The sequence below is a fragment of the Streptomyces sp. NPDC051172 genome, assembly GCF_040682555.1.
In the GTDB taxonomy this organism is placed as follows: domain Bacteria; phylum Actinomycetota; class Actinomycetes; order Streptomycetales; family Streptomycetaceae; genus Streptomyces.
In genome coordinates this window covers 121,556-135,102 of record NZ_JBFBBE010000012.1, presented here as the reverse complement: position 1 = coordinate 135,102, position 13,547 = coordinate 121,556, and the positions used below count along the sequence as shown (strand labels likewise).

10 protein-coding genes are annotated in these 13,547 nt (G+C 70.8%); 7 read left to right on the top strand and 3 right to left on the bottom strand.

Annotated features, from left to right (window positions below):
• The first annotated feature begins 64 nt into the window (after positions 1 to 64).
• The 7 genes from AB0N07_RS10135 (at position 65) to AB0N07_RS10105 (ending at position 8,107) form a co-directional block, all read left to right on the top strand.
• On the top strand, positions 65 to 1,006 hold the full coding sequence (locus AB0N07_RS10135; protein WP_365833764.1) for a M56 family metallopeptidase: 942 nt from the start codon (positions 65 to 67) through the stop codon (positions 1,004 to 1,006).
• A 237-nt stretch (positions 1,007 to 1,243) separates the two neighbouring features.
• A complete protein-coding gene (locus tag AB0N07_RS10130) occupies positions 1,244 to 2,032 on the top strand; it encodes a GntR family transcriptional regulator (protein WP_365833763.1) in 789 nt (262 codons plus the stop codon).
• Between the two features lie 42 nt (positions 2,033 to 2,074).
• The gene (locus AB0N07_RS10125) at positions 2,075 to 2,302 is read left to right on the top strand and encodes a ferredoxin family protein (RefSeq protein WP_009338563.1); all 228 of its coding nucleotides are present in this window, start codon (positions 2,075 to 2,077) and stop codon (positions 2,300 to 2,302) included.
• A gap of 16 nt (positions 2,303 to 2,318) precedes the next feature.
• Positions 2,319 to 3,662 carry an ABC transporter substrate-binding protein gene (locus AB0N07_RS10120; protein WP_365833762.1) on the top strand — a complete coding sequence of 448 codons (1,344 nt, stop codon included), beginning with the start codon at positions 2,319 to 2,321 and terminating at the stop codon, positions 3,660 to 3,662.
• 68 nt (positions 3,663 to 3,730) lie between these two features.
• Positions 3,731 to 4,579, top strand: a complete 849-nt coding sequence (locus tag AB0N07_RS10115; RefSeq protein WP_365833788.1) for an ABC transporter permease — start codon at positions 3,731 to 3,733, stop codon at positions 4,577 to 4,579.
• A complete protein-coding gene (locus AB0N07_RS10110; RefSeq protein ID WP_365833761.1) occupies positions 4,563 to 5,330 on the top strand; it encodes an ABC transporter ATP-binding protein in 768 nt (255 codons plus the stop codon). The genes AB0N07_RS10115 and AB0N07_RS10110 overlap by 17 nt, the downstream gene beginning before the upstream one ends.
• A gap of 11 nt (positions 5,331 to 5,341) precedes the next feature.
• Entirely contained in the window at positions 5,342 to 8,107 is a 2,766-nt protein-coding gene (locus AB0N07_RS10105) for a fumarate reductase/succinate dehydrogenase flavoprotein subunit (RefSeq protein ID WP_365833760.1), read from the top strand.
• A gap of 63 nt (positions 8,108 to 8,170) precedes the next feature.
• On the opposite strand, the gene recQ is transcribed toward AB0N07_RS10105, so the two are convergent.
• From recQ to AB0N07_RS10090, 3 genes are all read right to left on the bottom strand, one after another.
• Positions 8,171 to 10,147, bottom strand: coding sequence for a DNA helicase RecQ (gene recQ / locus AB0N07_RS10100; RefSeq protein ID WP_365833787.1), 1,977 nt, complete (start codon positions 10,145 to 10,147; stop codon positions 8,171 to 8,173).
• Positions 10,148 to 10,314: 167 nt separating this feature from the next.
• The gene (nuoN, locus tag AB0N07_RS10095) at positions 10,315 to 11,973 is read right to left on the bottom strand and encodes an NADH-quinone oxidoreductase subunit NuoN (protein ID WP_365833759.1); all 1,659 of its coding nucleotides are present in this window, start codon (positions 11,971 to 11,973) and stop codon (positions 10,315 to 10,317) included.
• Positions 11,970 to 13,544: an NADH-quinone oxidoreductase subunit M gene (locus AB0N07_RS10090; RefSeq protein ID WP_365833758.1), complete on the bottom strand. Its 1,575-nt coding sequence runs from the start codon at positions 13,542 to 13,544 to the stop codon at positions 11,970 to 11,972. The genes nuoN and AB0N07_RS10090 overlap by 4 nt, the downstream gene beginning before the upstream one ends.
• Positions 13,545 to 13,547 lie beyond the last annotated feature (3 nt).

The window sequence follows — 13,547 nt, the reverse complement described above, 5'->3', positions numbered from 1 at the left end:
GCGCCGAGCCGCACCACCGCACCGCCCCCGCCCCTTCCTCCGACCAGGATCCGGAGACCGTGGCATGACCGTCTGTCTGCTCCTGCTGAGCGTCGTCGCCTTCATGGCCGCCGTGCCGGTGCCGCGTGCGCTGGTGCGGTCGGCGTGGCCCGAGCGGGAGCCCGTGGTCGCGCTGTGGGTGTGGCAGTGCCTGGTCGCCACCGTCCTGCTGTGCTGTCTGACAGCGCTCGTGCTGGGCGCGGCCGCCGTCTTCCACACCTTCCGCGACCACGTCTTCGCGCCGGCGCCGCCGGCCGTGACCGCGGCGTACGACCTGACCGCCGCCCCCGCCTGGTCCGCGACCCTCACCCTGCTGCTGGCCTGCGGCGCCGCCTGGACGACGGCGATGCTCGCCCGCGAACTCGTCGAGGCGCGCCGCCGCCGTGGACAGACCCGGGCGCATCTGCGTGAACGCGCCCCCGAGCTGCCCGCCGGACTGGAGGAGGCGGCGCGCGGCCCGCTGCTGGTGCTGGAGGACGAGTACCCGGACGCCTGGTGGATGCCCGGCCACCCGCCCCAGTTGGTCGTCACCACGGGCGCCCTGCACCGGCTCACCGACCACCAGCTCGACGCGGTCCTGACGCATGAACGCGATCATGCGCGGGCGCACCACGACTGGCTGCTGCATCTGTCGAGCGCGCTGGCCACCGGCTTTCCCCGCATCCCGCTGTTCGCTCACTTCTGCGAGCAGACCCACCGGCTGGTGGAGCTGGCGGCGGACGACACGGCGTCCCGCCGGTGCGGCCATCTGACCACCGCGCTCGCCCTGATCGAACTGAACCAGCACCGCGGCGTGCTGTCCTGCGCCTCCAGCCACCGCCTCCTGGGCGAACGCGTCGACCGCCTGCTGGAGCCGCCGCCGCGGCTGGGGCGCCGGCATCGGGCGCTGACGACGACGGTGGCGGCGCTGGTGCCGTTGCTGCCGCTGCTGATCGCGTTCGCGCCCGGCTTGACGGCGCTGGGCTGACCCTGCCCGGGGCTGGGTTCTCCGGGACGGGCGCTTCGGCCTGAACGGCCTCGTCCGCAAACTCCCCCACTCTCGGCTTCGCTCGAGCGGGGGACCCCCACGACGGGCTGGTACGTCGTGGCAGATCTTGCTTGAAAGTGAACGTAGCACCAGGTCAGCGGCCTACCTGACACCCCGGCAAGTGGCGCAACACTGCTGCAACACTCCATTCCCTACCAGCTCGCTATGGTTCGAAACATGCCTCCCGCCGACCGCATCCGAGACCACGCCGGACAGGGCGCGACCACCGTCGCCGCCCACCGTGCGCGGCGTCGGCTGCGTGCCGACCAGGCCAGGCAGCTCGCCGACCTGCTCCGCCACCAGCTCCTGGCCGGCGGTTTCCCGGACGGCACACTCCCGCACGAGACGACCCTCGCCACGGAGTACCGCGCCACCCGCAACACGGTCCGCCAGGCCCTGGACCTGCTCAGGGCCGAAGGCCTCGTGGAACGGCTCCCCGGAGTGGGCACCGTGGTCGTCGCCGAGAAGTACCCGCACGGCCTCAACCATCTGATGGGCCTCGCGGAAACCCTCCATGAGCACGGCCGCGTCACCAACGAGGTCCGCACCATGGGCCCCGCCCCCGCACCCACCCCGGTCGCCGAACGCCTCCGCGTCCCCGCCGGCGACGACGTCCTCTACATCGAACGTCTGCGCCGACTGAACGGCCTGCCTCTCTCCCTCGACCTCACCTACATCCCGCTCGACATCGGCACCGCCCTGCTCGGTGCCGACCTGGAGAACACCGACGTCTTCCGCCTCCTGGAGACGATCACCGGCCAGCGTCTCGGGCACGCCGAGATCACCCTGGAGGCGGTCAATGCGGACACCCACTCCGCCGCCGTGCTCGAAGCCCCGCGCGGCGCGGCCGTCCTCATGCTGGAACGGCTCACGCACCTCGCCGACGGCCGCCCGGTCGACCTGGAGTTCATCCGGTTCCGCGGCGACCGCATCACCATGAGCGGTCTGCTGCACCGCTCCCTCTGACCTCTCCCCGACCTCTTTCAGCCCCGTTTCCTGGAGACAGCCATGCCTTTGGTGCCCCAGCGGGCCGACGTGCCCGTGACCATCGACGAGTCGAAGTGCATCGACGGCTGCACCCTCTGCGTCGACATGTGCCCGCTGGACTCCCTCGCCATCGACGAGAGCAGCGGCAAGGCCTATATGCACGTCGACGAGTGCTGGTACTGCGGCCCGTGCGCGGCCCGCTGTCCCACCGGAGCGGTGACCGTCAACATGCCCTATCTGCTCCGGTGAGAGGCCCCGAACTTCCATGAAACACAAAGCAGTTGCTGCCGCCGCCCTCCTTCTCCTCCCCTTGACGGCCTGCGGTGGCAACGCGGCGGCCGGAAGCGACGGCGCCGCGGTCACCGTCACCGTCGGCTACCAGTCCAAGACCATCAACACGGTCACCGCGGGCACCCTCCTGCGCTCCCTCGGCTACTTCGAGAAGGAGCTGAACTCGCTGGGCGACGGCAAGCACTACAAGGTCGACTGGCAGGACTACGCCACGGGCGCCCCCATCACCGCCCAGATGACCGCCGGGAAGATCGACATCGGCTCGATGGGTGACTTCCCGCTCCTCATCAACGCAGCCCGCGGCAAGCAGCTCGGCAAGCCGACCCACCTGGTCTCGGTCACCGGCTACAACCTGCGCGGCGGTCTCAACACGATCGTCACCTCCCCGGACTCGAAGCTGGCCACCCTCACCGACCTGAAGGGCAAGAAGGTCTCCACGAGCATCGGCTCCGCCGCCGACGGCACGCTCGTACGGGCCCTGCAGCGCGCCGGCATCGACCCCGACAAGGGCATCCAGAAGCTCAACCAGCAGCCCGCGGTCGGCGCGTCGGCCCTGTCGGCGGGCAGCACGGACGCACTGTCGCAGTTCGTCGCCTGGCCAGGACTGCTCACCTTCCAGGGCAAGGCAAAGGCCCTGTACGACGGCGCCCGGCTGAACCTCCCCACCTTCCACGGCGTCACCGCCCGCGAGGACTTCGCCAAGCAGCGGCCCGCCGTCCTTGAGGCCTTTCTCAAAGCCCAGTCGGAGGCCACGGACTACCTCAACTCCCACCCGGTCGCCGCCGCCGAGTCGGTCGCCAAGGCCACCGGACTGCCCGCCGAGGTGGTCTACCTCTACAACGGCGCCCACGGCATCTCCACCTTCGACCCGGCGGTCAAGCCGCAGCTGGTCTCCGCGCTGAAGAAGGACGTCTCGGTACTGAAGTCGGCCAAGCTGACCGGTGACATCGACGTGGACTCCTTCGTCGACGACCAGTACGTGAAGAAGGCCCTCGGCGCGGACTACGCCCAGCGGCTCACCGCGACGCCGCCGGCCTCCGCGAGCGAGGTGTGGCCCAAGGCCGCCGAGAAGACGACCACGTTCAAGTCGCCCGCCGAGCTGCTGAGTTACGTGAAGAAGCACAAGGACGGCATCCGCGCCGCCTATGTCCCCGACGCCACCACCGGCACCCTCTGGTTCGCCGACAAGTCGGTCTGGGTGGCCGACGGCAGCCGGCTCCTCCCCTTCGTCGCACCCGCCACCGCCAAGGCGTACGTCGCCGCACACGGAGGCGCCCGCGTCATCACATACACCGACGCGCTGGGGCGGGCGTCGTGACCCGGCGAACGCCGCAACAGGAGAACCGGTTCGCGCCCCGCCGTCCGCGACGCGCGGGCCGGTACGCCCTGCGGCTCGCCTCGCTCGCGGCCGCCCTCGGCACCTGGCAACTGCTGGCCGGCCTCAAGGTGGACCTGTGGCTGCGCTTCTCGCAGTTCCCGACCGTCACCGATGTGGCCCGCACCTTCGCCGACCGGCTGTCCGGCCCCGACTACTGGACGGACCTCACCGACAGTCTCACCCGCATCCTCACCGGCTTCCTCCTCGCCGCCGTGCTCGGCGTGGCGACGGGCGTGCTCGTGGCGCGCTCCCGCCTCGCCGAGGACCTGCTCGGGCCGGTGCTGGAGGTCATCCGCCCGATTCCGGCGATCGCCCTGGTCCCCGTCGCGATCCTGCTCTTCCCCTCCAACGAACAGGGCATCGTCTTCATCACGTGCACCGCCGCCTTCTTTCCCGTCCTGGTCTCCACCCGGCATGCGGTCCGCGCGCTGACCCCCGTCTGGGAGGAGGCAGTCCTCACCATGGGCGGCGGCCGGTGGCGGATCCTCGGCTCGGTCGTCCTGCCGGGCGCGCTGCCCGGCATCTTCGGCGGGCTGTCGGTCGGCATGGGCGTCTCGTGGATCTGCGTCATCTCCGCCGAGATGATCTCCGGTCAGTACGGCGTCGGCTACCGCACCTGGCAGGACTACACCGTCGTGAACTATGCGGGCGTCTTCGTCGGCATGATCACGATCGGCGTGCTCGGCTGGGTCACGTCCACGGCCGTGGAGCTCCTCGGCCGCCGACTGACCCGCTGGCTGCCGCGCACGTCGTACATCCCCGGCGCACGGACTTTCCGTCCGGCGCGCGGTGCCGCTGCCGCCGCACCGGTGAGCCCCACCGCCAAGGAGGAGGCGCCCCATGACCAGCTCGTCTGACCTCCGTTCGCCTTCCCGCACCGGCGCGGGACTGACCCTGCGGGACGCCACGCTGGGACGCCCCGGCGCGCCCGTGCTGGAGGGGGTCGACCTCGACGTGACTCCCGGCGAGATCCTCACCCTCGTCGGACCCTCCGGCTGCGGCAAGTCGACGCTGCTGCGCACCCTGGCCGGACTGCTCGCGCCCCTCGCCGGACACGTCGGCGAGGACGGACATCCGCTGACCGGCCCCGCCGCCGACCGCGCCCTGATCTTCCAGGAGGACGCCCTCCTGCCCTGGCGCACCCTGCGCGCGAACGTCGAACTGCCCCTCGCCGTCAGGGGGCTGCCGCGTGCGGAGCGCCGGCGCCAGGCGGAGGACTGGCTGGAGCGCGTCGGCCTCGGCGAACAGTCCCGGCAGCTGCCCCACCGTGTCTCCGGCGGACAGCGCGGGAGGGCCCAGCTGGCCCGGGCGCTCGCGGGCGCACCCCGCGCCGTCCTCATGGACGAACCCTTCGGCGCCCTCGACGCCCAGACCCGCGCCGGCATGCAGGACCTGCTGGTGGAGGTACTGCGCGGCACGGGCGCGACGGTCGTCTTCGTCACCCACGACGTGGACGAAGCCCTCTTCCTCGGCGACCGTGTGGCCCTCCTCGGCAACGGCCGGCTGACCGCCGTACGCGATGTGCCGCTGCCGCGCGACCGTACGGCGCACGACGATCCCGCGCACGTGGCGCTGCGGCGCGACATCCTCACCTCGCTCGGTACCTGAAAGGCCCCCCGGTGACCACCCCCTCCTTGAACACGCCCCTGGAGATCCCCGCTCTCACCGACGCCGAGGAGATCCGCTGCGACGTCCTCGTCGTCGGCGGTGGCACCGCCGGCACCATGGCCGCGCTGACCGCCGCCGAGCACGGCGCGAACGTCCTCCTGCTGGAGAAGGCCCACGTCCGCCACTCCGGCGCGCTCGCCATGGGCATGGACGGCGTCAACAACGCGGTCATCCCCGGCCGCGCCGAGCCCGACGACTACGTCGCCGAGATCACCCGCGCCAACGACGGCATCGTCGACCAGTCCACCGTCCGCCAGACCGCCACCCGCGGCTTCGGCATGGTGCAGCGCCTGGAGTCGTACGGCGTGAAGTTCGAGAAGGACGAGCACGGCGACTACGCGGTCCGCCAGGTGCACCGCTCCGGCTCCTACGTGCTGCCGATGCCGGAGGGCAAGGACGTCAAGAAGGTCCTGTACCGGCAGCTGCGGCGACGCGAGATGCGGGAACGGATCCGCATCGAGAACCGCGTGATGCCGGTGCGCGTGCTCACCACCGAGGGGCGCGCGGTGGGGGCGGTCGGCTTCAACACCCGCACCGGCGCGTTCGTGGTGGTACGCGCGGGCGCGGTGATCCTCGCGACCGGCGCGTGCGGCCGGCTCGGGCTCCCGGCCTCCGGCTATCTCTACGGCACGTACGAGAACCCGACCAACGCCGGTGACGGCTACGCCATGGCCTACCACGCGGGCGCCGAACTCACCGGCATCGAGTGCTTCCAGATCAACCCGCTGATCAAGGACTACAACGGGCCCGCCTGCGCCTACGTCGCCAACCCCTTCGGCGGCTACCAGGTCAACCGGCACGGCGAACGCTTCGTCGACTCCGACTACTGGTCGGGCCAGATGATGGCCGAGTTCGCGGCGGAGGTCGCGAGCGACCGGGGTCCCGTGTACCTGAAGCTGAGCCACCTCCCGGAGGAGTCGATCTCCTCCCTGGAGTCGATCCTGCACTCGACGGAGCGGCCCACCCGTGGGACCTTCCACGCGGGCCGGGGCCACGACTACCGCACCCACGACGTCGAGATGCACATCTCCGAGATCGGCCTGTGCGGCGGCCATTCGGCCTCGGGCGTACGAGTCGACGACCATGCCCGCACGACCGTCCCCCGCCTGTACGCCGCCGGCGACCTGGCCTGCGTACCGCACAACTACATGATCGGCGCGTTCGTCTTCGGCGACCTCGCGGGCGCAGACGCATCCCAGTACACGCCGTACGAAGGCGAGTTGCCGGGTGACCAGCTCCGGGATGCGCACGAGCTGATCTACCGCCCGCTGCGCAACCCCGACGGCCCGCCGCAGCCCCAGGTCGAGTACAAGCTGCGCCGCTTCGTGAACGACTACGTGGCTCCGCCGAAGTCCGGCGCCCGCCTGTCCCTGGCCCTGGAGGCCTTCGAGCGGATGCACGACGACATCGCGGCGATGGGTGCGCGCACCCCGCACGAACTGATGCGCTGCGCCGAGGTCTCCTTCATCCGCGACTGCGCGGAAATGGCCGCCCGGTCCTCCCTGGCCCGCACGGAGTCGCGCTGGGGGCTCTACCACGACCGCATCGACCACCCCCGGCGCGACGACGCCTCCTGGTTCCACCACCTCGACCTGCACAAGTCCCCCTCCGGTTCAATGGAGTTCACGGCCCGTCCCGTGGCTCCGTATCTGGTTCCCGTCGACGAGTTCACGCCCGTGGGCGGCCCGTCCCGGCACATCGGCGAGGTCCACGCCGAGGACGTGGCGACCGCCGGCTCGCGGGATGTGGCGCCGGTCGCCACGGGGCCGACCTCCGCACGTGCCGCCACGCCCGTGGGCCACGGCTCGGGCGAGACCGCCTCGCCCCGGCTCCTGGAGCTGCTGGAGCTGGCCGAGGAGCAGCCGGAACTCGCCGCGATCGAGCCCTACTTGACCGACCTCGACGCCGCCGTGCGGCGCACTGCGGTCTCGGTCCTCACCGAGACGGTGCCGCCCGGCACCGGGCAGGCCCTGGCCGGCGCCCTCAGCGACCCCGATGGCGACGTACGTGCGGCCGCCGCGGCCTCGCTGCGCGAGCTGGTCGAGACCCTCCCGGCCGAACCCGACCTGGGTGCCGCCCTCACCGCTGCGGTCGCCGAGGCCGACCCCGTGGTCCGTGCCGCCGCCCTCGACGTACTGCGCGCCCTGCGCCTGGGGAACGTCGGCGTGTTCGCCGGGGCGCTGGACGATCCCGACATCGCCGTCCGTATCGAAGCCGTGCGCGCGCTCGTCTCGGTCGACGCGGTCGAACCGCTGTCCGGTGCGGCGGCCGACGCCTCGCGCGAGGTCCGCGTCACCGTGGCCAAGGCGCTCGCCGCCGTCAGCCCCCAGGCCCGTGCCGCGAGCGGCCAGGAGCTGCTCACCGGCACTCTGGACCGGCTCACCGAGGACAGCGACCCCCTGGTCCGCGGTGCCGCGCTCGGCGCGCTGGCCACCGTCGGCTGCCCGGCCCCGCTCGCGGCACGTGCCGTGGCCGCGCTGGCCGACCCGGCCTGGCAGGTCCGCGCCGGTGCCGCCACCGCCCTGTCCGCCGCGTCCGCCGACACGGCCGTGCCCGCCCTCGCCAAGGCGCTCTCCGACCCCAACGCCGACGTGCGCAAGGCGGCGGTGCTCGCCCTGACCCGGCACAACGGCACAGCGGAGGCCCGGGCGGCCCTCGCCACCGTCACGGCGGACCCGGACGCGGACGTCAGGGCGTACGCGGCCCGGGGGCTGTGACGGCGCACCGGACCCTGTGACGTGCCCTCCGCCGCGGCCCGGCGCCGACCAGCCGGCCCGCCTCTATATCCAGTCCGGTTCCGGCTCCGCGTCCATCTCGGGCCAGTCGTCCTCGGCGTCTGCACCGGCATCCCCGGCGGGAGCGGTGTGTGGTGCGCCGCCCAGTGAGGCCAGCACCTCCAGCACCCCTTCCCCGTACGTCGCCAGCTTCTTCTCACCGACCCCGCTGATGCCACCGAGTTGCGTCACCGAAGTCGGCCAGGTGGCGGTGATCTCGCGGAGCGTGGCGTCGTGGAAGATGACGTACGCCGGGACGCCCTGTTCGCGGGCCTGCTCGGCGCGCCAGGCGCGCAGTGCCTCGAACGCGGGCTGAAGTTCTTCGGGCAGCTCGGCCGCCGCGGCCTTGGCCTTGCGCTCGCCCCTGCCAGAGGAACCCGATGCCGAGCGCGAGGTCGCCGGCTTCTTCGGCTCCTTGCGCAGTGGTACCTCCCGCTCGCGCCGGAGCACCGACCCGCTGGCCTCGGTCAACACCAGCGTGCCGTACTCCCCCTCGACCGCGAGCAGCCCCTGCGCCAGCAACTGCCGTACGACGCCCCGCCATTCGCCCTCTTCGAGCTCCTCGCCGATGCCGAACACGGACAGCTGGTCGTGGTCGAACTGGATCACCTTGGCCGTGCGCTTGCCGAGCAGGATGTCGACGATCTGGACGGCGCCGAACTTCTGCCCCCGTTCGCGCTGCAGCCGGACCACCGTCGACAGGACTTTCTGGGCGGCGACCGTGCCGTCCCAGGTCTCCGGCGGGACCAGGCAGGTGTCGCAGTTGCCGCAGCCGGCAGGGTCGGGGTCCTGGCCGAAGTAGGCGAGCAGCTGGCCGCGCCGGCACTGGGCGGTCTCGCACAGCGCCAGCATCGAGTCGAGGTGGGCGGCGGCCCGGCGCCGGAACGCCTCGTCGCCCTCGCCGGACTGGATCAGTTTGCGCTGCTGTATGACGTCGTTGAGGCCGTAGGCCATCCAGGCCGTCGACGGCAGTCCGTCCCGGCCGGCGCGACCCGTCTCCTGGTAGTAGCCCTCGACCGACTTCGGCAGGTCGAGGTGGGCGACGAACCGGACGTCCGGCTTGTCGATGCCCATGCCGAAGGCGATGGTCGCGACCACGACCAGGCCCTCCTCCCGCAGGAAACGGGACTGGTGGGCCGCGCGCGTGCCTGCGTCCAGGCCTGCGTGGTAGGGCACCGCTTCGATGCCGTTGCGCGACAGGAACTCCGCCGTCGACTCCACCGACTTGCGGGACAGGCAGTACACGATGCCCGCGTCCCCGTCGTGCTCCTGCCGCAGGAAGCTCAGCAGCTGCTTCTTGGGGTCGGCCTTGGGCACGATCCGGTACTGGATGTTGGGCCGGTCGAAGCTCGCGACGAAGTGCCGGGCCGTCGGCATGTGGAGCCGCTGGGTGATCTCCTGGTGCGTGGCGTGCGTGGCCGTGGCCGTGAGCGCGATCCGTGGGACGTCCGGCCAGCGCTCGCCGAGGAGGGACAGGGAGAGATAGTCGGGGCGGAAGTCGTGGCCCCATTGGGACACGCAGTGTGCCTCGTCGATCGCGAAGACCGCGATCTTGCCACGGGAGAGGAGGTCCAGCGTCGAGTCGAGGCGCAGTCGCTCCGGTGCGAGGTACAGCAGGTCCAGCTCACCGGCGAGGTATTCGGCCTCGACGACCCTGCGCTCGTCGAAGTCCTGCGTGGAGTTCATGAACCCGGCGCGCACACCGAGCGCACGCAGCGCGTCCACCTGGTCCTGCATCAGCGCGATGAGGGGCGAGATCACGATGCCTGTACCGGGTCTGACCAGGGCCGGGATCTGGTAGCACAGCGACTTGCCGCCGCCGGTGGGCATGAGCACCACGGCGTCCCCGCCGGTCACCACATGCTCGATGACGGCTTCCTGCTCGCCGCGGAAGGCCTCGTAGCCGAAGACCCGGTGAAGCGTGGCCAGCGCCTCGCTCTCGGTCACCCCTGGCATCTCGCTGATCCCGCCCATCCCACCCATAGTTCCGTCCCCCGTACGTCGTCCCTCGACCACTGCCTCCACGATAGGGGCCCGCACTGACAGCCCAAGAGTTATCCACAGGCCCGGGCCCCTGCTTACGGCAGTGTGGGCCCCGGTTCCTGTTCGAGAACCGGGGCCCACGCCCGCGCAATCCAGGTCCGTGCAGATCAGCGCACGAACACTCCCGCCTGGCTCGCCAGGTCCAGGAAGTACTGCGGTGCCACACCGAGCACCAGCGTGACCACGACGCCGAACCCGATCGCGGCCATGGTCAGCGGCGACGGCACAGCGACCGTCGGGCCCTCGGGCCGTGGCTCACTGAAGAACATCAGCACGATCACGCGGATGTAGAAGAAGGCCGCGACCGCGGACGAGATCACACCGATCACGACCAGCGGGGCCGCCCCGCCCTCCGCCGCCGCCTTGAACACGGCGAACTTCCCGGCGAAGCCGGAGGTCAGCGGGATGCCGGCGAAGGCCAGCAGGAAGACCGCGAACACGGCCGCCACCAGGGGCGAGCGCCTGCCGAGCCCGGCCCACTTGGAGAGATGCGTCGCCTCGCCGCCCGCGTCACGCACCAGTGTCACCACCGCGAAGGCGCCGATGGTCACGAAGGAGTACGCGCCCAGGTAGAAGAGGACGGAGGAGACACCGTCCTTCGATGTGGCGATGACACCCGCGAGGATGAATCCGGCGTGTGCGATCGACGAGTACGCCAGCAGCCGCTTGATGTCGGTCTGCGTGATCGCGACGATCGCACCGCCGAGCATGGTGACGATCGCGACGGCCCACATGACCGGCCGCCAGTCCCAGCGCAGGCCGGGCAGGACGACGTAGAGCAGCCGGAGCAGCGCACCGAACGCGGCCACCTTCGTCGCCGCCGCCATGAACCCGGTCACCGGGGTCGGTGCGCCCTGGTAGACATCCGGGGTCCACATGTGGAACGGGATGGCGCCGACCTTGAACAGCAGCCCCATGACGATCATCGCGCCGCCGACGAGCAGCAGCGCGTCGTTGCCCATCGTGTTGGCGAGCGCCGGGTCGACGTTCGTGACCGAACCGTCGACGACATGCGCGATCGCCGCGTACGACACGGAGCCCGCGTAGCCGTAGAGCAGCGCGATGCCGAACAGCGTGAACGCGGAGGCGAACGCGCCGAGCAGGAAGTACTTCACCGCGGCTTCCTGCGACATGAGCCGCTTGCGGCGGGCCAGGGCGCACAGCAGGTACAGCGGCAGCGAGAAGACCTCCAGGGCCACGAACAGGGTCAGCAGGTCGTTGGCGGACGGGAAGACCAGCATGCCCGAGACTGCGAACAGCAGCAGCGGGAAGACCTCTGTGGTGGTGAATCCGGCCTTCACGGCTGCCTTTTCGCTGTCGCTGCCCGGCACGGACGCGGCCTGCGCGGCGAACGAGTCGACGCGGTTGCCGTGTGCCTCGGGGTCCAGGCGCCGCTCGGCGAAGGTGAACAGGCCGACCAGACCGGACAGCAGGATCGTGCCCTGCAGGAACAGGGACGGTCCGTCGACCGCGATGGCGCCCATCGCCGCGATGTGCGCCTTGGTGGTGCCGTATCCGTCGGCCGCGAGCGCCACGACCGCCGCGAAGGCGGCGACGAGCGCGACGGCGGAAACGAACACCTGGGCGCAGTAACGGGACTTGCGCGGCACGAAGGCCTCGATCAGCACCCCGACGATCGCCGCGCCGACGACGATCAAGGTGGGCGACAATTGCCCGTATTCGATCTTCGGTGCGGGGATCTTCGAGATCGGATCGGCCGCGGTTGCCGCGGTTGTCCACAGGCTGTGGACGGCTGCTGCGCTCACTTGGCCACCGCCTCCACCTCAGGCTTGGGGTCCTTCTTGTGTACGTCGGACAAGGTCGACTTCACCGCCGGGTTGACGATGTCGGTGACCGGCTTCGGGTAGACGCCCAGGAAGATCAGCAACACGATCAGGGGGGCGACGACCACGAGTTCGCGTGCCCTGAGGTCGGGCATCGCCGAGACCTCCTGTTTCACGGGGCCGGTCATCGTCCGCTGGTAGAGGACGAGGGTGTAGAGCGCGGCGAGCACGATGCCGAAGGTGGCGATGACCCCGATCGCGGGGTAGCGCGTGAACGTGCCGACCAGGACCAGGAACTCACTCACGAACGGCGCGAGACCGGGGAGCGACAGGGTGGCCAGGCCCCCGATCAGGAACGTGCCGGCGAGGACCGGGGCGACCTTCTGGACACCGCCGTAGTCGGCGATGAGCCGCGAGCCGCGCCGCGAGATCAGGAAGCCCGCCACCAGCATCAACGCGGCGGTGGAGATGCCGTGGTTGACCATGTAGAGCGTCGCTCCGGACTGACCCTGGCTGGTCATCGCGAAGATGCCCAGGATGATGAACCCGAAGTGGGAGATCGACGCGTACGCCACCAGCCGCTTGATGTCCCGCTGCCCGACGGCGAGCAGCGCCCCGTAGATGATGCTGATCAGGGCGAGGACGAGGATGGCGGGCGTCGCCCACTTGCTGGCCTCCGGAAAGAGCTGGAGGCAGAAGCGGAGCATCGCGAAGGTGCCCACCTTGTCGACGACCGCCGTGATGAGGACGGCGACCGGGGCGGTGGCCTCCTGCATGGCGTTGGGCAGCCAGGTGTGCAGCGGCCACAGCGGCGCCTTCACCGCGAAGGCGAAGAAGAAGCCGAGGAACAGCCAGCGTTCGGTGTTGGTCGCCATGTGCAGCGAGCCGTTGGCGCGGGCCTGCGCGATCTCCTGGAGGCTGAAGTTCCCGGCCACCACGTACAGGCCGATCACGGCGGCCAGCATGATCAGACCGCCGACCAGGTTGTAGAGGAGGAACTTCACGGCCGCGTACGACCGCTGCGTCGACGCTGCCTCCTCGCCGTGCTCGTGGGCACGGTCCCCGAAGCCGCCGATGAGGAAGTACATCGGGATCAGCATGGCTTCGAAGAAGATGTAGAAGAGGAAGACGTCGGTGGCCTCGAAGGAGATGATCACCATCGCCTCGACGCCGAGGATCAGGGCGAAGAAGCCCTGCGTCGGCCGCCACCGCTTGCTGCCTGTCTCCAGCGGGTCGGCGTCGTGCCAGCCCGCGAGGATGATGAACGGGATCAGCAGCGCGGTCAGCGCGATGAGCGCCACTGCGATGCCGTCGACGCCCAGCTCGTACCTGACCCCGAAGTCCTTGATCCAGGCGTGGGATTCGGTGAGCTGGTATCGGCCGCCGTCCGGGTCGAAGCGGACCAGGACGACGATCGCCAGGACGAGTGTGGCGAGCGAGACGATCAGCGCCAGCCATTTGGCGGCAGTGCGCTGCGCGGCCGGCACGGCGGCCGTGGCGATGGCCCCGATCGCCGGGAGCACCGCCGTCGCTGTCAGCAGAGGAAAGGACATCGG